Source organism: Undibacterium sp. GW821-FHT11H02 (genome assembly GCF_058808015.1).
Genome location: NZ_JBXARG010000022.1, coordinates 45,841 through 69,716, shown reverse-complemented (window position 1 = coordinate 69,716; position 23,876 = coordinate 45,841). Strand labels below are relative to the sequence as shown.

20 protein-coding genes are annotated in these 23,876 nt (G+C 46.9%); 13 read left to right on the top strand and 7 right to left on the bottom strand.

Going from position 1 to position 23,876, the window contains the following annotated elements:
- The first annotated feature begins 73 nt into the window (after positions 1–73).
- The 4 genes from imuA (at position 74) to AC1RR2_RS18480 (ending at position 8,366) form a co-directional block, all read left to right on the top strand.
- Positions 74–919, top strand: a complete 846-nt coding sequence (gene imuA, locus AC1RR2_RS18495; protein ID WP_493223749.1) for a translesion DNA synthesis-associated protein ImuA — start codon at positions 74–76, stop codon at positions 917–919.
- Positions 828–2,381 (top strand): Y-family DNA polymerase, encoded by a 1,554-nt coding sequence (locus AC1RR2_RS18490; RefSeq protein WP_493223748.1) that lies wholly within the window; start codon positions 828–830, stop codon positions 2,379–2,381. Before imuA ends, AC1RR2_RS18490 begins: the two co-directional genes overlap by 92 nt.
- 297 nt (positions 2,382–2,678) lie before the next feature.
- On the top strand, positions 2,679–5,837 hold the full coding sequence (locus AC1RR2_RS18485; protein ID WP_493223747.1) for an error-prone DNA polymerase: 3,159 nt from the start codon (positions 2,679–2,681) through the stop codon (positions 5,835–5,837).
- A 243-nt stretch (positions 5,838–6,080) separates the two neighbouring features.
- Complete coding sequence (locus tag AC1RR2_RS18480; RefSeq protein ID WP_493223746.1) at positions 6,081–8,366, top strand: DUF6600 domain-containing protein; 2,286 nt, start codon at positions 6,081–6,083, stop codon at positions 8,364–8,366.
- A gap of 281 nt (positions 8,367–8,647) precedes the next feature.
- Here AC1RR2_RS18480 and AC1RR2_RS18475 read toward each other — a convergent pair whose 3' ends face one another.
- On the bottom strand, positions 8,648–10,198 hold the full coding sequence (locus tag AC1RR2_RS18475; protein ID WP_493223745.1) for a S10 family peptidase: 1,551 nt from the start codon (positions 10,196–10,198) through the stop codon (positions 8,648–8,650).
- Positions 10,199–10,490: 292 nt separating this feature from the next.
- Between AC1RR2_RS18475 and AC1RR2_RS18470 the strand changes: the two genes are divergently transcribed.
- The 7 genes from AC1RR2_RS18470 (at position 10,491) to AC1RR2_RS18440 (ending at position 16,100) form a co-directional block, all read left to right on the top strand.
- On the top strand, positions 10,491–10,835 hold the full coding sequence (locus AC1RR2_RS18470) for a hypothetical protein (RefSeq protein WP_493223744.1): 345 nt from the start codon (positions 10,491–10,493) through the stop codon (positions 10,833–10,835).
- Positions 10,836–11,179: 344 nt separating this feature from the next.
- Positions 11,180–11,590 carry a hypothetical protein gene (locus tag AC1RR2_RS18465; protein WP_493223743.1) on the top strand — a complete coding sequence of 137 codons (411 nt, stop codon included), beginning with the start codon at positions 11,180–11,182 and terminating at the stop codon, positions 11,588–11,590.
- Positions 11,590–11,781, top strand: coding sequence for a helix-turn-helix transcriptional regulator (locus AC1RR2_RS18460; protein ID WP_422997030.1), 192 nt, complete (start codon positions 11,590–11,592; stop codon positions 11,779–11,781). The genes AC1RR2_RS18465 and AC1RR2_RS18460 overlap by 1 nt, the downstream gene beginning before the upstream one ends.
- 58 nt (positions 11,782–11,839) lie before the next feature.
- Complete coding sequence (locus tag AC1RR2_RS18455) at positions 11,840–12,859, top strand: alpha/beta fold hydrolase (protein ID WP_493223742.1); 1,020 nt, start codon at positions 11,840–11,842, stop codon at positions 12,857–12,859.
- Between the two features lie 285 nt (positions 12,860–13,144).
- Positions 13,145–14,032 (top strand): hypothetical protein, encoded by an 888-nt coding sequence (locus AC1RR2_RS18450; protein WP_493223741.1) that lies wholly within the window; start codon positions 13,145–13,147, stop codon positions 14,030–14,032.
- 21 nt (positions 14,033–14,053) lie between these two features.
- Positions 14,054–15,565: a sensor histidine kinase gene (locus tag AC1RR2_RS18445; RefSeq protein WP_493223740.1), complete on the top strand. Its 1,512-nt coding sequence runs from the start codon at positions 14,054–14,056 to the stop codon at positions 15,563–15,565.
- Positions 15,566–15,836: 271 nt separating this feature from the next.
- The gene (locus AC1RR2_RS18440) at positions 15,837–16,100 is read left to right on the top strand and encodes a DUF2249 domain-containing protein (RefSeq protein WP_493223739.1); all 264 of its coding nucleotides are present in this window, start codon (positions 15,837–15,839) and stop codon (positions 16,098–16,100) included.
- A 41-nt stretch (positions 16,101–16,141) separates the two neighbouring features.
- Here the strand turns inward: AC1RR2_RS18440 and AC1RR2_RS18435 are convergent, their stop codons facing one another.
- The 4 genes from AC1RR2_RS18435 to AC1RR2_RS18420 form a co-directional block, all read right to left on the bottom strand.
- Positions 16,142–16,873 carry an ankyrin repeat domain-containing protein gene (locus tag AC1RR2_RS18435; RefSeq protein WP_493223738.1) on the bottom strand — a complete coding sequence of 244 codons (732 nt, stop codon included), beginning with the start codon at positions 16,871–16,873 and terminating at the stop codon, positions 16,142–16,144.
- Between the two features lie 215 nt (positions 16,874–17,088).
- Complete coding sequence (locus tag AC1RR2_RS18430) at positions 17,089–17,586, bottom strand: hypothetical protein (RefSeq protein ID WP_493223737.1); 498 nt, start codon at positions 17,584–17,586, stop codon at positions 17,089–17,091.
- A 119-nt stretch (positions 17,587–17,705) separates the two neighbouring features.
- Positions 17,706–19,895, bottom strand: a complete 2,190-nt coding sequence (locus AC1RR2_RS18425) for a xanthine dehydrogenase family protein molybdopterin-binding subunit (protein WP_493223736.1) — start codon at positions 19,893–19,895, stop codon at positions 17,706–17,708.
- Positions 19,892–20,377 carry a (2Fe-2S)-binding protein gene (locus AC1RR2_RS18420; RefSeq protein ID WP_493223756.1) on the bottom strand — a complete coding sequence of 162 codons (486 nt, stop codon included), beginning with the start codon at positions 20,375–20,377 and terminating at the stop codon, positions 19,892–19,894. Before AC1RR2_RS18420 ends, AC1RR2_RS18425 begins: the two co-directional genes overlap by 4 nt.
- A 277-nt stretch (positions 20,378–20,654) precedes the next feature.
- On the opposite strand from AC1RR2_RS18420, the gene AC1RR2_RS18415 reads away from it, so the two are divergent.
- On the top strand, positions 20,655–21,803 hold the full coding sequence (locus AC1RR2_RS18415; protein WP_493223735.1) for a sensor histidine kinase: 1,149 nt from the start codon (positions 20,655–20,657) through the stop codon (positions 21,801–21,803).
- The gene (locus tag AC1RR2_RS18410) at positions 21,800–22,585 is read left to right on the top strand and encodes a LytR/AlgR family response regulator transcription factor (protein ID WP_493223734.1); all 786 of its coding nucleotides are present in this window, start codon (positions 21,800–21,802) and stop codon (positions 22,583–22,585) included. The genes AC1RR2_RS18415 and AC1RR2_RS18410 overlap by 4 nt, the downstream gene beginning before the upstream one ends.
- Before the next feature lie 29 nt (positions 22,586–22,614).
- Here the strand turns inward: AC1RR2_RS18410 and AC1RR2_RS18405 are convergent, their stop codons facing one another.
- Complete coding sequence (locus AC1RR2_RS18405) at positions 22,615–23,172, bottom strand: cytochrome b (protein WP_493223733.1); 558 nt, start codon at positions 23,170–23,172, stop codon at positions 22,615–22,617.
- Positions 23,173–23,210: 38 nt separating this feature from the next.
- A complete protein-coding gene (locus tag AC1RR2_RS18400) occupies positions 23,211–23,810 on the bottom strand; it encodes a nucleotidyltransferase family protein (RefSeq protein ID WP_493223732.1) in 600 nt (199 codons plus the stop codon).
- Between the last annotated feature and the right edge of the window lie 66 nt (positions 23,811–23,876).

Below are 23,876 nucleotides of genomic sequence, written 5' to 3'. Positions count from 1 at the left end.
GAACGTATAAATACTTTGAAAATTCCTGAAACAAGACATATACTGTACATATATACAGTATTTTTAAACTATCATGTCTCCCGTTTCAATCAAGAATATCAATCAAAATCTGGAGAACCTCCACCCTGCACTATGGCGTGCGTCTCAGCTTGGGCGCGGCACCGGTGATTATGTAGATTGTGGCTATCCTACTTTAGCGCAGGAATTACCGGGTGGCGGCTGGCCCTTAGCGGGAATGACGGAGATCTTAGTGCCGCAGGCTGGCTGTGCGGAATTGCAATTATTAAGTCCCGCATTAAATCGATTAGCGCAGGGCAAAATCGTTCTGATCAATACGCCCTATCGCCCGCAAATTTTAGCCTTAGCCGCCTTACAAATAGATTTATCCCAAGTGCTCTGGCTACCCTGTAACGATTCTCAAGATGCCTTATGGGCAACCGAACAAATCGTACGCAATCAATCCTGTAGCGCGGTTTTGTTATGGCAATCAATATCGACACGACAAAAACGTGCGCCCGCATTCAAGAGCGATGCACTACGTCGCTTGCATATTGCAGCACAAGCAGGACGCAGCTTATTTTGCGTCATACGACCGTGGGAAAGTCAGCTCAGTCCCTCACCTGCACCGCTGCGCATCAAGCTAAGTTTGCAGGAACAAGGTTTAAGGCTTGATATTTTTAAGCGACGCGGTGCGCAGCAAATTCGTCCCTTAACACTGCCGCTTTCGAACTACACGACTAATACTATTAACAGCGCTACTGACAACACTACTGACAGCATTAATCCACATACCGTCAACGTCAATACAAACCAGCTTAATACACAGCATGCCCGCGATTTCTCCACTCCCACCGCTATGGATAGCGATACATTTACCCCAGCTCGCGCTGGAGGTATTTCATCCGCGCTGGTTAGCTAAACTGGGTACAGATTGCAGTATCGTGGTGTGTGACAATAAAGTGGTGTGCGCTTTATCTAAGCCCGCAAGGCATGCAGGTATCGTCATGGGTATGCGGCAAAGCAGTGTCGGTCTGCTCAGTCTTGAGGCAATAATCAAAGAACGGGATTTGGGACTAGAACAAGAGCTCAGACAAAAAGTCGCTATCACGCTCTTACAATATTCACCGCAAGTGGCTTACTCCGACGAACATCACAATATTATCTTGATCGAAGTAGCCACCAGCTTACGCCTGTTTGGTGGCATACGATGTCTGTTTCGTCGCATTCAAGATAACTTAGAAACACTGGGTCTCAGCGCGCAATTCGGTATTGCCAGAAATGCCAGTGCTGCGACTATTTTCTCGCAACAATATCACCGTAATTTTTATCAGCGAAGCAGACGTTTACAACTGTGCTTGAGTCAAAAACATCTGGCACGCCGCCTCGATGTGATCCCCTGTCGGTTATTAGCTGCAGCCGCAGTGCAAGCGGACTGGTTGTCCGGTATCGCCTGCAATCAGCTAGGCGCACTGAGGCAATTACCGCGCGCGGGCTTGCAAAGACGATGTGGCAAAGCGTTACTGAAAGCACTCGATATTGCGTATGGCGAACATCCAGAATTTCATCAATGGCTGAAAGTACCTGCACAGTTTGATGCGCGCTGCGAACTGCCTGATCGTATAGAGAATACCGACATCATTTTTCATTATGCACGTGGCTTGATTTTGCAATTATGTGGCTGGTTACAGGCGCAGCAATCAGCAGTAAAAAAAATCCACTTATACCTGGGACACGAACGTGGACGACAAGCCGTGGCACCCACTCTACTGCCATTACAATTAGCGCAAGCTAGTTGGCAAGAGCCACATTTGACGCATCTATTGAAAGAACGCTTAGGTCAACTGACACTCAAGGCAGCTGCTATTTCTCTTCACTTACAAGCAGCCGAAATAGAGTTACGTCAGGCACATAGTGAATGCCTATTTCCAGATAGTCGCCATCAGACCGAAGACCAAACTCGACTCATAGAACTACTCATCGCCCGTCTCGGTGCCGAGCAGGTATTACAAGCTGCACCGCATGCCGATCATCGTCCCGAAGTAGCCAACCGTTGGGTCTCGGTCATGGAGAAAATAAAGCCAACCGTTGAGATGAGCATGGCGTTAAAAAATTTTAGTAACCCACGTCCCAGTTGGTTATTAGAGCAAGCACAGGTTTTAAGCGTACGCCAACACAGTCCCTACTACGGCTCCAAACTCAAATTACTCTCCAGCGCCGAACGCATAGAAGCTGGCTGGTGGAATGGGCAATTAGTGACACGTGACTATTTCATCGCCGAATGCAACAAGTATTTTCGCTACTGGATTTATCGCGAAAGAATAGGTAATGCACAGCTCATGCATGAAGACGAGGTTTGGTTTTTGCATGGTTTTTTTGGATGATATTTTTTGCCAATTTTTTTAAGTTTTTTTTGCAATTATTAAGAATCGAGAAATCAAAACCATCAACGCCGAGACGCGGAGGCGCAGAGCAGCGCGGAGAAAAGCTTGATGTGCCCTTGCTTCCTCTGTTTTTGTTTTTTCAGCGCCTCTGCGTCTCAGCGTTGAGGGGTTTTCACTCTTAACTTATTGTCAGTGCCCCTAGAAAAGGAGTAAACAGGGTACTTGCAAAGTCCGACCGATTTCATTGGATTCAAACTCGCTTAGAGACTGAATAGTCATAATTTTTTATAAGCATTCATGCTGCCCCATTACGCCGAGTTATTTTGCTTCTCCAATTTCACCTTTCTGCATGGTGCGTCACATGCAGAAGAATTGGTCGCGCGCGCAGCAAAACTCGCCTATAAAGCGCTGGCGATCACCGACGAGTGTTCCTTGGCTGGTGTTGTACGTGCGCATGAGGAAGCAAAAAAGCAAAAACTTCCGCTGATTATCGGGAGTTATTTTGAACTCCAAGTCAGCCCGCACGCTCCAGAATTGGGTAAATTACGTCTGATCGTGCTGGCGCAAAATCGTGAAGGCTACGGCAATTTATGCGAACTAATTAGCTTGGGAAGAATGCGCCCGCATGTCATCAAAGGTCAGTATCACTTAACACCAGAAGACTTCAACGCGACATCCACTGAGTTTAAACATCTGGCAGGTTTGCCGCATTGCTTGCTAATAGTCGTTCCCGACTATCCGGCGGACATTACACAACTGCGATTACAAGCGGCATGGATGGCACAACATTTTCCAGGACGTGCCTGGCTGGGTTTAAATTTATTAACGCAAGCACTCGACGACAGGCATCAGCTACACGTCCAACAAGTCGGACAAGAAGCGCAACTACCGGTAGTCGCATTAGGTCAGGTTTGTATGCATGTACGTTCGCGCAAACCCTTGCAAGACACGCTCACTGCGATCCGCCTGGGGAAAGCCATCGCCGATTGTGGCTATGATCTGGCACCCAATGCAGAACAGCATCTGCGCTCACGCCTGCGTCTAGGCAATATCTATCCAGCCAAGGCCTTACAAGAAAGTCTGCGCATCGCTGCATTATGCCAATTTTCTTTAGATGAATTACGCTATGAATATCCAGATGAATTGGTACCCGCAGGACAAACACCGGCGTCTTTTTTACGCCAAGAAGTCTACGCAGGCGCACGTCAGCGTTATCCCAAAGGATTATCAGAAGAGTTAATTGCCAAGATCGAATATGAACTCCACTTGATTAATGATCTGGCGTATGAGCCTTATTTTTTGACCGTATATGACATCGTACGCTATGCACGCTCGCAAGATATTTTATGCCAAGGGCGCGGCTCAGCGGCCAACTCGGTCGTCTGTTATTGCTTACACATTACGGAAGTCAGTCCAGAAAACGGCATACTTTTATTTGAACGTTTTCTCTCCAAAGAACGTGGTGAACCGCCCGATATTGATGTCGATTTTGAACATCAACGACGCGAAGAAGTGATTCAATATCTTTATCGTAAATATGGCAGACAACGTACCGCCTTAGCAGCGGCGGTACACACTTATCATCCTCGCGGTGCTTTACGCGAAGTGGGTAAAGCCTTGGGTATCGATCATCATCTCATCGACAAACTCGCCAAGTCACAACACTGGTTTGACAGCAAAGAGGCGTTGTTAGAGCGTTTTACCGAAAGCGGCTTAGACCCTACTGCGCCCGTCGCACAACAATGGGCGGGCTTGGTTTATCAACTCTTAAAATTTCCGCGCCATTTATCCCAACATAGTGGCGGTTTTGTTATTTCCCGCGATAAGCTATCGCGCTTGGTACCGATTGAAAATGCCAGTATGGAAGGACGCAGTATTATCCAATGGGATAAAGACGATCTCGAATCCTTAGGCTTACTGAAAGTCGATGTACTGGCCTTAGGCATGTTATCAGCACTACAAAGAGCTTTTAAACTAATGCGACAAATCCCAGATTGCCCGACTCGCATGCAAGATATTCCGCCAGAAGATAGCACGACCTATGACATGATTTGTAAAGCCGACACAGTAGGCGTTTTTCAAATTGAGTCGCGGGCGCAGATGGGTATGCTGCCACGTTTGCGTCCACGCACTTTCTACGATCTAGTCGTGCAAGTAGCGATTGTACGACCCGGCCCAATTCAGGGCGGCATGGTACATCCTTATTTAAAACGACGTCAGGGTTTAGAGCCTGTTAATTATCCCAAACCAGAAATCGAAAAAGTCTTGTCTCGTACTTTAGGTGTTCCTATTTTCCAAGAACAGGTCATGCAAATTGCTATGGTTGCCGCTGACTTCTCACCCGGCGAGGCAGATGAATTACGTCGCGCTATGGCGGCGTGGAAACGCAAAGGTGGGCTCGCACATTACGAAAAACGCATCATCGACAGCATGGTAAAGAATGGCTACGAATTAGAGTTCGCCATGGCAGTATTCAATCAAATGCTGGGGTTTGGCGAGTATGGTTTTCCTGAAAGCCATGCTGCCAGCTTCGCCTTATTAACCTACGCCAGTTGCTGGATTAAATGCCACCAGCCGGCTGTGTTTTTATGTGCCTTACTCAATTCGCAACCGCTAGGCTTTTATACACCCTCACAATTAGTCCAAGATGCTAAACGCCATCAAATCGAGGTACGCCCTATTGATGTCATGCATAGTGATTGGGATTCCAGCCTAGAAGATGTTCAAATTCGTCATACGCAAGGTTTACAGGCCGCAGTACGTTTGGGTATGTCCTTGTTGCGCGGTATGTCACAAGAAGCGGCACAAAGAATTATGGCGGCGCGTCAGCAGGCGTCGTTCACAGATATTCATGATCTGGCTCGTCGTGCGCAACTCAAACGTAGCGATGTCGAAGCACTCGCACATGGTAATGCGCTAACGGCCTTGGCAGGTCATCGACATCAAGCTTTGTGGTTGGCGATTGCGGCGGTTCCTGATAAGGATTTGTTGCGGCCGACCAATTTAGCAGAAACACCGGCACAACTAAGTACGCCCAGCGAAGCTCAGGAAATCATGCGTGATTACCGTAGTACTGGCTTGAGCTTGCAACGTCATCCTCTTGCTTTATTAAGAACTCGCTTACTCACACAACGCTTCCTGTCAGCCGATGTACTTCACACTTTCCAAAATAAACAATTTGCCCGTGGCTGCGGCTTAGTCACCGTCAGACAACGTCCCGGTACCGCCAAAGGCGTTCTGTTTATCACGATAGAAGACGAAACCGGTCCTATCAATGTGATCGTCTGGCCCGCCTTAGTCGAACAATTCCGACGTGAAGTATTCCATGCCAGATTATTAGGTGTGTACGGTATTTGGCAGACTGACGGCAAAGTTCATCATCTGGTCGCCAAACGTCTGGTCGATATGACGCATTTATTGGGGAATTTTGAGACGATCAGCCGGGATTTTTGTTGAATTTTAATTAAAAATATTTTTGTAAGATTAGGTAAATCTCATCTTATTTTCTACGAATACAACCTACACTTAAGAAGCATATCAATACAGCAAAACAAGAATCTCATCATTATTTTATAGTTTGTGAATTTTTGTGACATCCAAAAGCACAACTCGTGCGTTAAGCCCTGACAGGTAGCCTTGTTTTCACAATTTAATTCGCTTTCTTCCCTCTCTATTCACTCCATGTGCGAGAACATCACCATGACATTGATACATCACACAAAAAAAATTCTGAGCATCGCTGCCATCAGCTTTGCCACGCTTGGTCTGGCACAGCCAGCGAGCGCTCAAGATGAACCGCCAGCAAGGGTAGCTCGCGTTGGCTACGCCTATGGCAATATTAATTTTGCCGACGCAGGTAGTAATGAATGGGTGCCTTTATTGGCAAACCGTCCCATTTCCACCGGAGATAGTGTCTTTGTACCTGCCAATGGTCGAGCTGAACTACAAGTCGGAGCTAATGCCTTGCGTTTGAGCGAGCAAACCCGTATTAGTTTTATCAATCTCAATGACGACAGTATCCAGATTAAACTATCACAAGGCAGCATGGTATTACGTGTACGTGCCATGCAAGAAAGAGAGAATGTCGAAGTCAGCACACCCAATCTGAATTTTTCCATCCAAGAGCCCGGTGAATACCGCATCAATGTCAATGACGACAACACCAGTACCGTCATCGTACGCAGCGGTCTCGGTGTGGCACAAGGTGATCGCGATGTCATCACCTTGCGCGCTGGCGAACAAACCCGTTTTTCTGGTACCAACTTGAACCACACACAAATTGCCCGCGTACCGCCCTTTGACACCTTTGATCAATGGGCTGCGGATCGTGATCGTGCTGAAGAGAATTCCATTTCAGCACGCTACGTACCTCGTGACGTCGTCGGCTATCAGCAACTCGATGACTACGGCAATTGGGAAACCCATGTTGAATATGGTTCTATTTGGTATCCACGCGGCATCTCCGCCGGCTGGGCACCGTATCGCGACGGTCAATGGGTTTGGGTTGCACCATGGGGATGGACTTGGGTAGATCGTTCACCTTGGGGCTTTGCACCGTATCACTATGGTCGTTGGGCATTTGTTGGTAAACGCTGGGGCTGGGTACCCGGTCGCTATGAACGTCATTACCGTCCGGTGTACGCACCTGCCTTGGTGGCCTTCGTTGGCATCGGCAGTAATGGTATCAGCGCAGGTATCAACCTCAGCAGTCGCAATCACGGCCCATCAGTGTCATGGTTCCCGCTTGGGCCTGGCGAAGTTTATCGTCCACACTACACGCAAAATCACCGCTATATCCAGAACATGAATCAAACCGTGATCATCAATAACACCACGGTGGTGAATCGTCCAGATCGCGGCTATCGCAATCAACACGTACACAATGCAGTCACTTCGGTCCCGACCAGAACCTTTGTGCGTGGCGAACATGTATTCCCTGCTTCATCTTCAATTTTATCGGGTCAGATTAAACAAATGAGAGTCGCAACTGAAGCACCCAACCTGGTGCCAGAAAAAGGCAATCGCTTTGGCGATGCACGTCCACGCAACTGGCAAGAAAACGATCAGTTCCGTGCTCGACCAGTCATTACCAATTCAAACCGTGGTGAACCTATGCAAACCACGCCGAATGCGGGCACATCGAATGGCATTTTAGGAAACACACTCAACCAACGTCCACAGGATAATCGCGATAATTATCGTGAAAACAATCGCGACAACAATTACTCATCAGGACGTCGCAACGATAATTCAGAACGCCCACAAGCAGCACTAAACGATGCGCGTGCCATGACGGTTCCTAATCCGAATCAACAAACAGCCCCAGCCAACAACAACCTGAACAATACCAATCCATCAGGTATACGAACGGTAGAAGAAATGAACGAGCAACGTAATCGCAATCCACGCATAGAACGTCTGGAACGATCTGATCGTTTTGATCCTCGTAGCACCAACAATAACGGCTTTAATGCTGGCAGCCCAAGCACGCCTATGCCACAACAGTCACAGCAAGCACAACCAATGCCACAAACGCCAGTGATAACGAGACAAGACGATTCAAGTCGCGCCACAATTAACAATCCTAGAGTAGAAAATCGTCGTGACAATTTTGAACGCAGCAGTGCTCCCATTAACGTACAAGACAACAGTGCAGCAATGCAGATGCCACGCCCCGCAGAGCGTTCAGCTGAACGCCCCAACCGTGCCATCATGAGCGACCGTGTTAACGAGCGTAGCGTGGAACAGCATAACGAACGCGCGGTAGAACGTAGCGAGCGACGCATAGAAAGAAGCAATAACGAACGCCAGTTTGAGCGCCCTGCGGAGCGCCCAGTCGAGCGTCCACAAGCGATGCCTAGAGAAATGCCACAAGCTGCCATGCCGCAAGCACCAAGAGTGGAGCCACGTCCAGCGCCCGAGCCAAGAAAAGAAATAAAAGTTGAAAAAGAAAAAGAAGGAGATAAAAAGAAATTCGAACGTTGATTCTTTTCTTACCCCCTTCTCCCGCGAGCGGGAGAAGGGTTGGGGATGAGGGAGTTTCAGTCTCAACAATAGAAAGTTAAAAATCTAAATCCGTCAGATCTTTACTGCTTAATTTTTAACACTACGACATCGTTTCTGAACTACCCTCACCATAGCCCTCTCCCGCCTGCGGGAGAGGGGATTTCCAGCGTACTTAACTTGACGAGACGAAGGCTTAACTGAACTGCACTACGCACAGAGCGCCATTCCTTTCTCAATTTCAAATACCAATTGAAGACTCTTTAGTATTTCGCCGCTTGTCCACTAGCAGGTGTCGCTTTCTTAATGAACTCGCGAATATGTTCATTCGATGTCACCAAATCTTCCGAACGCAAATACATCATGTGGCCACTGCGATAGCCTTTAAACTCCATACGATCGCGCATCTTGCCGCTAGGATCAACTTGCCACATGGTGTACTTCGCGTCGAAATACGTAGTCGCACCATCGTAGTAACCTGACTGCACTAACAAACGCATATACGGATTTTCTGCCATCGCCAAACGCAGATTTTCACCAGTACGATCGTTGCTGTTATCCCAAGGGTGCACAGGACCAAACATGTTGTACTTCACATCGGTTTTGTACTTCAATACATCACGCAAATAATAATTGATCGCTGGTGTAAACGAATGCAACCAAGAGGTCAACTCCGCATTGTAATCAGGGCCACTGCCGGCTTCTATTCTGTCGATACCCAAGTAGCGTGAATCCAAACGTCCCACCGTTTGACCGCGAGTGCGCAACAAATCTTTCCAGAAATAGGATGTCGGCACCGCCAGATTGTGCTGCAGGACGGTAGTTTCGGACAGACCGGAATACCGTGCTACTTTCGCCGCTATGTCTTTGCGTTGCGCCGGATCGATAAATCCACCTTTCGACAAGGCTGGAATAAATTCATTCAGGGTGAAAGTTTCAACTTCAGCCAGAACCTCATTCAAATCGCGCTTTTGCAAATCGGCAGGCAACACTTTGTGGTGCCAAGCCGACGCTGTGTAGTAAGGCAAACTCAAAGCATCACTGACCGGACCATCACGTTTGATTCCCAGTCCTGTGGGCGAGACCAGAATCACCCCATTCAAATACATCCAGTGATTATTTTGCAACTCTTTCGCCAAACCAGATACACGCGTCGTACCATAGCTCTCACCGATCAAATATTTGGGTGAATTCCAACGGCTATTGCGCGACACAAAGGTATTCAACCACTCAGCCAAATAAGCGATATCGGCATTCACGCCAAAGAACTGATTGCGATCGGCTTTAGGATCCAGAATTCGGGAGAAGCCCGTATTCACAGGATCGATATACACAATATCGGCGACATCCAAAATTGAATGCGGATTATCCCGAATGCCATAAGGTTGAACTGGATAACCTTCATCATCAATATTCAACATCTTAGGACCGGTATAGGCCACATGCATCCAGACCGAAGCAGAACCAGGACCACCATTAAAAGAAATCACCAAAGGACGCTTGTCGCGATTCGTCACGTCACTACGTTGGTAATAGGTATAAAACAGAGACGCAATCACTTTGCCATCTTTATCCCACACAGGCTGGGTACCGGCCGTCGCTTTATATGGCACCACTTTGCCTTTGATCGTGACCTGCCCAGTTGAATTAACCGCAGATTCAGCGGGTAATAAACGATCATTCGTCGCACCGGCTTTTGGACGTTCTGCTACCGGCGCAGGCGCTGCTGTTGAGGCCGCTGTGGTAGCGTCCTGCGCATAGGCACTAGAAATGCAAAGCACCATGCTGGCAAGAAGTAAGTTGGTTTTTTTCATAGTAAGGTGTCGCCTCTCTTTTTTATAGTCTGGTAAATGAGCTGAGATCTCACCAGAGCAATTATGGGGATGTGAAAAATAATTCTGTATTTCTAGCTTTACAAGCATGTCTAAACTTATACCAACATGCAAAAAAAACAGTGTTGTGCTCTTTGAGCGCCCTATAAGATATATTAAGCTTGAATAAGTTCCCTCAAGCACCCCATTTTGCCTGCGCTTGCCAGCGTATAATACGCACACCTTCCCAACATCAAACGCGACTAGACCACACTAAGCACAACGAGGCACAAAAATGAGCGACAGCACCGATATCCAAATCTGCGGCACCTTCAAGGCAAACGACGCCAGTGGCAAAGAACATACCATCAAAGGCATACGAATTTACGATGAAGGTTATGGCATTATTGATGTCTTTGTCGACTTCACGGCACCTATGGAAGCAGGCAGCTATCGCGACAGCGCCTTGATCAAACAAATCATGCAAGCCCTGCATAAAGCCGGCTATGTCGGGCCGGATTTTGGCGTTACCGATCCAAGCTTGCAAGAACGCAAAATGATCGTCTTAGAAGCGCCCGAAGAATTCTGTACGTTTGCCAAGACTAAGGGTTGGAAGAATTTGGCTGAGGAATTTGAATAAAATACGCCTTCTTAAAAACAAATATTTCTGAGAGTTTTAAACTTTTTTGGATTTTTTTGTAAAGGATGCTTGACATCCTATTTTTTTCGTTTAATATGACAAGCATGCTTTACATATTCAAGTGTACAAAGTATAGAAACAAGGGGTAAAAAAATAAGAGCAGCACTTCATACGCTGCTTATTTTTTGCTTAGCCATGTCAAGCTTACTTGACTAAAATTAAGAATATAAAGCAGCACAGCAGGCGTTTCCAAAGTTGGGATACCTGCTTTTTTAAAGCCAAGCGATGTAAAACAAACTTTACAAACGTTAGTTATCAAATCATTTCAAACTGAGGAGCACACGATGTTGAACAATCAATATTCGAAGAAAGACAAGGCAATAGCGAAGCAATATAGCCTTGAACTAGGACTGAGCCTGCTGATTTACATGATCGTCTTATTTACTTCTATTTATTTTGCCAAAACCATGGAAGATGGTTTGCTACGCACGCTCACCGTATTGACGCCATGCATTCCGGCGCTCGGCGCTTTATGGGCGATCGTGCGTCAATTCAAACGCCTTGATGAGTATTTACGAGTCTGGCTGTTGGAAGTACTAGCGATCTCAGGTGCTATCACCACGATCTTTAGTTTCAGCTACGGCTTCCTAGAAGGCATAGGCTATCCGAAAGTAAGTGGCTTCATTACCTATGCCATTTTTATGGGTAGCTGGCTGGCTATTACCTGCATACGCAAAGTCATGGAGCGTGAATAATGAGAAATATCGTCAAAGAATTGCGTACCGATCGCGACTGGAGCCAAGCCACCTTGGCCGATCATTTGGAGGTATCACGCCAAACTGTGAATGCAATAGAAACCGGGCGCTACGATCCCAGCTTGCCGCTCGCATTCACGATTAGCAAACTGTTTGGCAAACCGATAGAACAAATATTTTTTGTGGATTAATTTTTAAACGCATATTTGATTTAAACGAAAACTTTACTACTGATCAAAAGGAAAAATCATGAAACACCATTCTCTCTGCAGCAAAAAACCTTTTACAAAACGTATTCCCTTCGCCATCTTAGTCGCACTCATTTGCTCACTTAGTAGCAACACCAGCAAAGCCAGCACAAGTCACGACGCCATATCAAGCAAAGTCACTACATCAACCACAATTGGCGCGAATAATACGAATAACGCAGCAAGCGCCGTCGAATATCAAGTTGGCAGCATGTACGTAGAAGAATACCTCAACCCTAATGCCAAAGGCGCTCCCATCATCCTAATCCCTGGCTTGTCGAGTGGCGGCTATATCTGGGACGACACCGTCAAAGCCCTGCGTAATGAGCATAGTTTGTACGTGATCACATTAGCTGGGTTCAATGGCAAGCCCGCGATCGCCGGTCCAAAGATCGCCAAGGCTAAACAATCTTTACTCGACTTAATCACCAGCAAACAAATCGACAAACCTATCCTGGTTGGGCACAGCTTGGGCTCCTTGCTCTCCACTTGGTTTGCCGAGGATCATTCAACACTGATACGCGGCGTATTTGCGATTGATGGTTTACCTGTTTTCCCACGCACAGAAAATATGCCAGCAGCGCAACGGCCAGCGATGGCACAGGCCGCCAAAGCACAAATGGCAAATGTCAATCAGGCCGTTTTTGCAGAACAACAGTTGCAATACATGCGCAACATGGGGGTCGTTGAGGAAAAAAATGCACAAACTTTAGCAGCTCTCAGCAGCAAAAGTGACCGCGTCGCAGTCGCTGAATACATGGGCGAATTGTTGGAAATGGATATCCGTCAAGATCTGCCGAAGATCAGCGTACCTGTCACTTTTATCTCGCCTTACTATGCGCCTGATTTTACTCCAATGAATATGGCAGAGGACGCAAAACATGCTTACTATGGCACGCTGCTCAAAGGTATTCCCCAGCTAAATATTGTCGGCATAAGCAACTCACGCCATTTCCCCATGGTCGATCAACCCAAGGTTTTTGCTGATAAATTGGCGCAATTTATCAAGTCATTACCGTAAGTAAGAGCGACACAAGCCTCTGCCTCGTCAGGCCAGGGAATCTATGTCACTACAAAAGAGCCACATTCGCAATTCAAGCGATTGTGGTTTTTCATTCAAAGACCGTTTTTTGTTTGACAGCCGAAACCGCTAAGGGAATACTGTATTCATTCTAAGTATCCTGCAGGCAGGTATGAAAACTCTTAGTCACCTGAATATTTTAAAGACAACACGACGCACTTTTAACGCTTATCCTACTGTTAGTTTGACGACACCAAGATCGTTTTTAATTTACTACCAGTTGACATGAAATTGAACGTTCAACACCGCCGAATCTGGATCACAGCCATCCTATTTCTGTTAGTCGGCTTCAACCCCATAAACGCCTACGCCAGTCAGACCATCACTTACGCCTGGGCCGAATCAATGGCCAGTGACAAACGTGGGCTCTATCCTATTCAATTACTGCAATTAGCCTTACAAAAATCAGGCGCAGAGTATCAAACCAAACCCAGTAAGCGCGATATGCCGCAATGGCGCACACTGCGCCATGTCGAACTGGGACTAGATTTAGATGTCGTTTGGACTTTCACCACACCCGAGCGTGAAGCTAGTTTATTACCGATACGCATTCCTATAGACCGGGGATTACTGGGCTGGCGCTTATTACTGATAGACGAAAAAAATAGCAAACTATTCTCGCGTCTCAAAGACCCTGAACAATTAAAAAAACTGCGTGCAGGCCAAGGTCATGATTGGCCAGACCTCCCCATCTTGCAGAGTAATGGCTTCATAGTCAGCCCCAGTTCCAGCTATGAAGGTCTATTTCAGATGCTTAAACTCAATCGTATTCAGTACTTTCCACGTGCTGTCAGTGAAATTGATATAGAAATCGCCACCCGCCCAGCGATGGGCTTAGCCGTTGCGCCAAAATGGATTTTATTCTACCCGGCTCCACTGTATTTTTTTGTCAAAAAAGACAAACATGAATTGGCTGCAGCGATAGAGAAAGGTTTGAGAATTGCGATCCAAGACGGCAGCATGCGCCAATTATTTTTACATCACTTTGGCGATGCCATTCGACATGCAGACTTTGCAAACAGAGCCGTGATACGACTGCAAAACCCCTTGCTAACAAAAGCTACGCCGATTAATCAAAATGACCTGTGGTTTTCACCAGAACGCGGTTTTTAAGGTATTCACGCCCTCTAATTTATGCTCACATCCACTTCCTTCTCGTCCCAGTCTATCCCTACTCGTAGTCTTAGCACTCGCATCGTCGTGGCGATATTGCTCTATACGCTAGTGGTGGCACTGGCAGTCTCTGGAATACAGATCTATCGCGCTTATCGCGATGCCCTCAAAGATGTACAACAGCATTTCAAGGAAATCGAATCGAGCTATTTACCTAGCCTGGCTGCTGGCATGTGGTCGGTAGATCCAGCCAGGGTCAATGCCTTGCTCGATGGTATCGCCAAAATACCCGATGTAGGGCGACTCAGCTTACAAGATGAAATTCACCAAGTCGAAAGTCGTCAACACCCTGCGTTCGAAAACGCCTTGTATAGTCGCAGCTTTAAAATTGTCCATTCCGAAGGAGACGAACAATTTATCATGGGTGAATTAAAAGTTGATTTATTCGATCTCGAAATTCAGAAAGACTTGATAGAAACAGCCAAATCGATCGCAATAACCACCACGATCACCTTAATGTTGTCGTCGTTGTTTATCCTGTTTTTATTGCGCATTTGGATCATTCGCCATTTGAAAAATATGGCGAATTATGTACAAAAGCTTGACCTCAGCCATCTGGAACAAGAGCTGACCTTAGACCGCAGCCCGAATACATCACAAGATGAACTAGACACCGTCGTTTTTGCGATCAATCAAATGCGCACGAGTATTCGCGAAGATATCGCTCAACGTAACCGACTGGACAGAGAATTGGCAATACACCGCGAACAATTAGAACAATTGGTCAGCGAAAGAACTGCCGACCTGCAGAAAAAAACGGCTCAATTAGAAGCACAATCACAGGAGTTGATACAGCAAAATCACGAGCTAGATGCCTACGCGCATACCGTTGCCCATGACTTAAAACAGCCGGTCACTAACTTAATCGGCGCCTCTAATTTATTAAGCGCAGACAAACTACAATTGAGCGCGGAAAAGAGCAGTGTTCTGCTTTTAAGCATACAAAATTCCGCAAAAAAAATGCATACGATTATTGACTCACTATTACTGTTATCAAGTATCCGAAAAAATGAAACCATACCAAGTATGAGTTTCAATCTCAAACAAACGGCCATTGAAGCCTGCAAACAATTACAAAATTTTGCCGATCAACGCAATGCGCATATTGAACTCGGTCAATTTTGGCCGAACGCCTATGGCTACGAACAATGGGTAGAAGAAATCTGGTCTAATTTCTTATCCAATGCGATTAAGTACGGTGGTGACAATCCTAGGATAGAGCTAGGTGCCGCACCAGCAGGACCAGGGATGGTCAAATGCTGGGTAAAAGACTATGGCGAAGGCTTAACAGATGTACAGCAAAAAGCCATCTTCAACAGTTTTGTCCGTTTTGATGAACAAGCGGCCGAAGGCCATGGACTGGGTTTATCAATCGTCAAACGCATCGCTGAAAAACTAGGTGGCAATGCTGGCTACGAACGCTCTTATGACGGTGGCAGCGTATTCTGGTTCACCTTACCTGCCAGTGAGTGAATGCGTGGAGGAAGCCATACAAACGCGAACCAAAGCGCGAATGCAAACGTAGGTGCAAACATAGCAGAACCATCGCTTAAGATGACGTAGCCCCCAGATCGCCCAAGAAAAAACTGACCCGCATCAAGTAAAACCAAGGCCAAATGGTTTTTCCATCACCGCTTTTCCCTACTTCATTTTAAGCTGGAACCTGAACTGATCCTCGCCAACACTTTTAACGCGATAGTGATCACAGACCTAACCGTTTCTAGCAAATTGAAAGAGAAAACCTATGTCACACGATTGTTCACGCCCCATTTCCAACGCAGGCATTTATGCATTTGATGCACGGGGTGTCGCTAAGCGCTTTCGCCATGCCGCGATTTTCGGCGCCCTATCCGCCTTACAGGCCGGAGAAACCATGCGCTTTTGCAATGACCACGACCCAATTCCTTTACTCCATCAAATCGGTGATCATTTTGGCGACAAAATTAAAATGGCGTATATCTCACGCGAACCAGGTGAGATCGTGATTGATTTTCTTGTGAGTACCTAAGCTAAGTTCGTTCGCGCTGTTTCTAACTAAGAAACAAGCGACTAATTGAGATAGCGGTTTGGTATATTTATCAGTTCAGGCACGCATCTCCCAGTCGCTTGTAACAAGCATTTCACGTTGGAATAAATATCAGATTCCTTACGCTGCATTTGCGGCAACAAGCCCATCTGCGCATAGGAGATTGCCGTGATATCGAAGCACGTGGTTTCCCATTCAAAACCTTGGCCCCAAGTAATACCATTGAGAAGTAAGTCCGGCCGGGCGCCGGCATCCAATAATAAGCGCATGATGGGCGCAGACCGATTGGCATTCGAATTGACGGTATGAAACAAGGCAGTATGGCCATTCAAACCATGACGATCGAACGCCGCCCTTGCATCGACCGCTGCGCCCAGTTCCAACAATTTACGTGCGACTGCCAAGTGTCCAAACTCCGCTGCGATATGCAATAGCGTCGCACCAGTCAAGGGTGTAAAAGCCGATACTAGGGAGCTTCTGTGCTCCAACAGACTGGGGTCAAGATTGACTGCCAAGCTTAATGCATCTGGTTCATTCAATAAAACTGGCGTGATTTTTGGATCGTCTAAACGCGCACCGCGTGCCAGTAGTATCTCCAAACAAGACGTGAACCGATCTGACCTGAAATACATCTCGATCAAGATATTGACCAGCGACTTGCCTTGGACTTTGGTGTGGGGGTCAAAGCCAGCATCTAAGATCGCCGCGATGCGACCTACGTCATGCATTTCAAAAGCAGTTAGTAAATCTTTCACGGTCTGATCCATTTTATTCACCCGAATTAGAAATGCAAACTACGCACAAATTAATCTACACGACCAGGAGCATTGAGGGTCTGCTTCAACCCAGATTTTCCATTAGGATTTGCGATGATGACAGATGCACTTTTCGAGACAGTTTTGATGCGAATGAGACGCCAATAGCTGGCTATTGGCAACGAAGAGCAACAAAAATGGCCGAAAATGCGCTGTCAGCACGCAAATAGCACTGTAAGTGCGCCTAATGGAAAATTTGGGTTCAATTCAAGCAATAAATTACGAGCCCGATGCACCAGCCAAAACTTTTTCATTACAACAAACCAAGTACCAGCGACCAGCATCACCCCAGCGAGAATTGGCACATGCCACCACGACATGGGCAAAAGACTAGCAGCAGCAAAGAGCACGAATAGCATGACGACAGAAAAGAAACTGATGAGGCTAAGTACCAGGAGTTGCGTCGCATAAATTGGCATGACTATGGCTTTACTGTGGTGGTCAAACCAACCGTAAATATCACGCCATTGCTCCGGCCCAGGCATCACCAGTGTCAGCTTATCTCCCAATTTCGGATGCAAGTGGCCGAACGCACGCGCCCCAATGAAATTGGCCTGAATCGAAGTGAAACTAAACTCGGTAAAGCGTCCTCGCTTACTAGTGATATGAGTCAAATTAGAAATGCTGGTGAATGTCATGTGCTGAAGATGCATGAACTTCATCTTTCCTTAACTTTTATAGTAAACACTTTTGATTGCCAAATGTCCGACTTCTTATCGTAGACACGATGCACTGCTTTCGTTATCGTTTTGCATCATTCCCAAAACGCATCTCAAGCGTCCAGTAGCTCCCAACCAGAATGATGCAATGGTAGTTTATTCACTGGCTTTCCACCAGCCCTTAACAAGGCATTTGCTAGCGCAGCAATGACTGACGGTGGTCCTTCTTCACCGACACCTTGAGGCATTTCGCCATTCGCCAAAACAAAAACTTCTATCGGTGGTGTCTGTGCCATCGTGATCAGGCGATAAGAATCAAAATTACCCTGTACTACCTGTCCATCCTTAAAAGTAATTTCGCCAAACACGGCAGCACTTAAACCAAATAAAGTACCACCTTGTATTTGATGTTCAATCGCAGCAGGATTGCCAGCAACGCCGGGATCAATCGCCGCAGAAATTTTCACCAAGCGAAACTTGCCAGGTTCAACAACAGCGATCTCAACGATATGGGCACTAAACAAACGTTTTCCATAACCATTCATCGCGAAGCCACGAAAATGGGTGGCTGGCATTGGACTATCCCATTGAGCACGTTCCGCAAACGCATTCATAAATGCCAGTGCTTTGAGATTATTTTGTAGAAGTCGACGACGAAACTCAAGACTATCTTGCTTATTCAGGCGCGCAGCTAACTCTAAAGTGTGTTCGATAAAATGCACATTCTGCGAATAACCAACCGAACGCCAATAAGCGCATGGCACAGCAAAATCGACGTTCGACCAGCGCGCATGATGCAAAGGAAGTGTATACGAATTTCCATGAATGCCCATGATGGTGGTCCAATCAAAGCCTTCATCTAAAGGGCTATTTGTCACCTTGGTGTAAGCGAGCAAGGAAGGACCAGCCAGATCGGTGCGCATAGCACTAGGTAAACCTTGTGCATCGAGTGCCAGACGGATCCTCGCACTCGTGATGGGTCGATAATAACCAGACCGCAACTCATTTTCGCGTGACCAAATTGTTTTCACGGGCACATTGACTTCTCTCGCGATCAGTGCCGCTTCAACTGCGAAGTCCTGTTCTAGCCGTCGACCAAAACCACCACCAGCATTTTGCGTATGAATCGTGACTTGTTCAGTTTGCATCCCCAAAGCTTGCGCGATACCACGTTGCGTATCTGTCTGACTTTGCGTTGATAACCATACTTGCGCGCCACGCTGACTCACTTCAACCGTCGCATTCAATGGTTCCATCGGCGCATGCGCTAAAAATGGGGCTTCAAATTCCGTGTCTATCACCTGGTTTGCTTGCATTAGTGCCTGATCCACAGCGGCGGCTGTGGTCGGTTGCCCGGGCGCCGCCATGCCATCACCAGCACGAATAGCATCGCGCAGCCTCTCCAATATGATAGGGCTAGACAGTCGCTCTTGCGGCGCTGCCTTCCATTCAGGTTTTAATTGCTGACTAGCCTTCTGGGCAATCCAATAGCTTGTCGCGATCACCGCCACCGCATTCGGCAGGCGAACCACTTTGCGAACGCCTTTAATTTTCATCGCTGGCTTCACATCCACGCCTATCAAAGTTTCACCAAAACGTGGCGCATGGATCACAGTCGCATACAGCATTCCCGGCAGACTAATATCAATACCGAATTTAACACTACCATCGACACGCGCATCAATGTCGGGACGCGGCAAGGATCTTCCTAATACCGTCCATTCTTTCGGCGATTTCACTTTCGGTTTTTGTGGTACCGCTTGAGTTGCCGCCAAATCGAGTAACTGCACAAACGGCAATGAGCGTTGGCTGGCTTGATGCTGAACGCTCGCATTCTCGACCGAACATTCGGCTGGACTCACTTGCCAGATTTGTGCCGCTGCGGCGATTAACATCTCACGTGCCGCTGCCGCTGCCGGTGCCGTCGTCAAGCGCGCTTGTCGAAACCCAACACTGGCAAAGGTCGTAATCCCTTGCGGAAATTGTTGATGATATGCCTTGATCACAGATGCATGTTCAACCTTGACCTGATGCATTGCCAGTCCTAATTCTTCCATCACAATCTGGGCGACAAGGACGTGCGTACCCTGTCCTAAATTAGTGACCGTCGTATAAGCGGTTACCACTCCCTCTTTATCAAATTTCAAATAAAAATCGAATGGCGAATTTAACTTCGGGCTCACAGCACCCTGCGCAACAGCGTCGGACGGTACAGGAAACGCGGTAACGCCGAGTAACCAACTCCCTACCGCTAGATTGCTGACGATAAATTGGCGACGACTGAGAGAGTCCGGTGAATTCATACTCGCTCCTCCAGTTTTTCTGTCAGATGGAGCGCGTGCAGGTTTTTGGCAGCAGTATGAATCGCTGCGCGTACCCGGGTGTAAGTGCCACAACGACACAAATTCGTCATCGCCAAATCTATGTCGGCATCACTAGGATGGGGGTTTTGCTTCAGCAATGCGGCCGCAGCCAAAATCATACCAGACTGGCAGTAACCGCATTGTGGCACTTGATGTGTAATCCAGGCTTGTTGCAATACATGGCTACGATTTTTCGAAAGTCCCTCGATGGTCGTAATGTCTCGACCAGCAACCACTTGCACCGGCACCACACAACTACGCATAGCATTACCATTAACGTGCACCGTACATGCTCCACATAGTGCTGCACCACAGCCAAACTTCGTGCCAGTGAGTCCTAAATCTTCGCGTAGAGCCCACAGCAAGGGTTTCTCAGATTCACACTGCAATTTTCTACTCTGTCCATTAACTTTTAAAACAATTGCCATCACTGACTCCTTATTAGATCACCCTCGACACACAGGACTTAGTCCAACTAACTGACCCTAACTCAAGCACAATACTATAGGCAAGAGCATCGCCAACGACAGAACGCTTCTCCGCGCCTCATTACAGCGATATTGCGCGTCTTTTAATATCTATGATTATGAAAAGTCTTATCGGTAAATTTAAGTGATGAGTGATGAAGCAGTAAAAGCGCGTGACTAAAAATTTGCCTCACTATTTTCAGTTGTCATACGGCACGTTATACTTCCTGCCATGAATACCCGCATTCCTTCCACGGCAATACCAATTGACTCAAGCACATCTTGGTTCAAGATCCTTGGCATTAATTTGTTGATCTGGCTGGGCATCTGCACAATAGGTGCAGCAGGAAACTATCAAGATATCTTGCGCAATGAGAGCGAAGTCCAGTTTCTAAATATCTGGTTGTCTTGGATAAATGGGCACGTCCCACTATTTTTCTTAAGCAGCTTCTTGCATCACTTTTTGCAAAAATACCCTTCACAAATTGCCAGTGCGGGTCTTATTATGCGACTGTACTTGTTACTATCTTTGAGTTTCTTCCCTCTGCACATACTCTATATCACGATCCCAAAGTGGCTCAAAATGGCGGATGAGCACACACTGCAGAGCTTTTTAGTACGATTCACGCAAAACAGCAATTTCACTTGGTTTTTAGAATATGCATGGTTCACTGGTACTTTTACTGTGGTGATCGCCGTCCGCATTTGGCATATAGCACAAGCACGCAATGCTATCTTGCAGCAGACCCAGACAGCGTATCTCCAACTAGATCTCGCGCTAGAACAACAACGTCTACGCAGCCTGCGTCAACAACTAGAACCCCACTTCATCTTCAACGCCCTCAATGCCATCAGTGCCTTAGTCAGAACCAATGAAAAATCTGTCGCTTTGTCAGGCATACATAGGCTCAGTGATTTATTGCGTTACGCCCTGACGGCAAGCAAGAAGGATTGGGTCAGCTTTAAGGATGAACTCGATTTCATACGCGATTATCTGGCGCTTCAACAATTGCGTTATGGTGAACGCTTAGAAGTCATGATTGACGTTGTTACGCCTGCTATCTTGCATGGCGATTGTCTGCCATTGCTACTTCAACCCTTGATAGAAAATGCCTTACGCCACGATCTCGATTGCCATGAAGAGCACAGTCAAATCCGCATGCAATTAAGCCTCAATGCAGATCGGGTCACAATACAGATCGATAATCGCTTACATGCAGACGCAGTAAAAAATCCCGGATTGGGTCTGGGTCTATCACAAACACGCTTGCGTTTAGAGATGATGTATAAGGATGACGCCAACATGGAAATCAAGGAGAGCGATAAAAATTTCAGTGTCGTCATCACGATACCGCTACATCGACCCGAGATTCAACTATGAACAAAACTATCCGTGCCTTGATTGTCGATGACGAAGAGTTAGGTCGAAAAAATTTACAATATGCGATCGAAGAACATAAGAATTGGGTGATCGCAGCCCAAGCTTCAAGCGTGAGCAACGCACGCCTCGTACTCGCCACTCAAAACATGGATGTGATTTTTTTAGATATACAAATGCCTCGCGAATCGGGTCTACAATTAGCGCAAGAATTATCTAAGCACGCCGAGCCACCCTTAATTATTTTTGTGACGGCTTTTAATGAGCATGCGATTGAAGCATTTGAATTGCACGCACTCGATTATCTTTTAAAACCACTCAATGACACACGACTCGCGCAGGCATTAGAACGTGCCGCAAGTATGCTAGCCTTGCACCAGCAAGCCAACTATGGCAAGGCATTACAGCACTATGTTGAAGATGAAAATAATAAAGCGCTGGCAACACAAAAATACTGGCAACAAGTCAGCGTACGCTCTGTCGGAAAAATAGAAACGGTGTTGCTCTCAGATGTATTGTGGATAGAAGCGCAAGGCAACTACATGCAGCTCCATACCGAGACACGCGCCATCCTGTATCGAGCCTCAATGGCTCGTTTAGAACAACATTTAGATCCCGCCATTTTTTTGCGCATACATCGCAGCACGATCATACGTAAGGATCAAATCGCCAGCATTCATGTCGCTGCCGATAATAACTACCGAATGATGTTACGTTGCGGCGATCAAGTTCCGATTAGTGAACGTTACATCGCCGCCGTGAAAGAAGTTCTGGCGCAGCATTGACCTGCAAGCAGCATGACCTATATCGCTGCTTACCCTACGCGCATACCCAACATGCGTTTGAGAACACCATCTTTATCAATCAAATGATGTTTCAAAGCGCCCAGTACATGCAGTAGCAGCACTAGCAGTAATAGATTGCCCAATAATTCGTGTCCGCCGTGTCCAAGATCGCTCCAGAACACACTGCGCACATCAACCTCACCGGGCTTGCTTAACGAGGGATTGGACGGCCAAATTTCCCATGAAAATATGCCAAAGCCATGGCCCGATGCGGCGGAAAAAATCATGCCTGATATTGGCATTAAAACCGTGATGATCAACAAGATATAGTGCGCTACTTGAGCAATGGTTTGCTGCCATTTGACCTGAGCGGTCAAGGCGACTGGCCAACCGGTTTTGAGACGCCACAACACGCGCAATAAGACCACAGGGAAAATTAAAATGCCTATCGACTTATGAAGATGGTAGAGGTGCCAAACCTCATTCTCGACCATGTATAGGCCGACACCAAGCAAAGCCATCATAGTGATGGCGATAATCCAATGCAATCCTACCGTGATACGGCTAAAACGAAATAATTGATCCATGCTGCAATAGTCTCTCTACATTTTTATTCATTACAAAATTAGAGAAGAATCTGTAACCGTGGCCACCTTGCTAGAAAACGCTTAGCCTGCAAACGCGCCAAATAAGTCGCCTTACTAACCCCTGTCGTATTGTGGCGTACTCGCAAGCTAAATAAATCCTCTAAGCCGTGCGGTGCTAACACCTGAATTTGCTGTTGCGCATCCAGATAAACCCCAACGCAAGTTGCAGTCTCGGGCCAAGACGCGATACCTTCCTCCAGACTGGCAAAGGCTTGCACCTTGGACTCATTAAACTGTTGCAACCACAAATGCACACTCGCTTGATTTACCAAATCCCATTCCAGCGCTGGAAAATGGTGCTGCAAATCCTGTCGTGCGGTATGAATAAGCGCAGATTCTTCTTCCCTATCCAGACTGTCATCATAAAATACCAAGTCGACATCGTGCAATGGCGTTCGCACCGCAAAACCGTGTAATTCGTCCCAAACCAAATTACGTATTGCACCGGCCGCGATAGCCCATGATGGCAAACGCAATTGATGCGCGGCGTTGAGCATCGCCATCAATTCTGGCGTCGCCTTCACCATGTCTATCAGGCGCGCTTGATCATGGTTTGAGTCAGAAGTAAAGAGAGGCAAATTGAACTTTCGTCTGGGTTTCAAAAACAAACTGGCAAAAAAAATCCACCAATACTATTCGAGCCG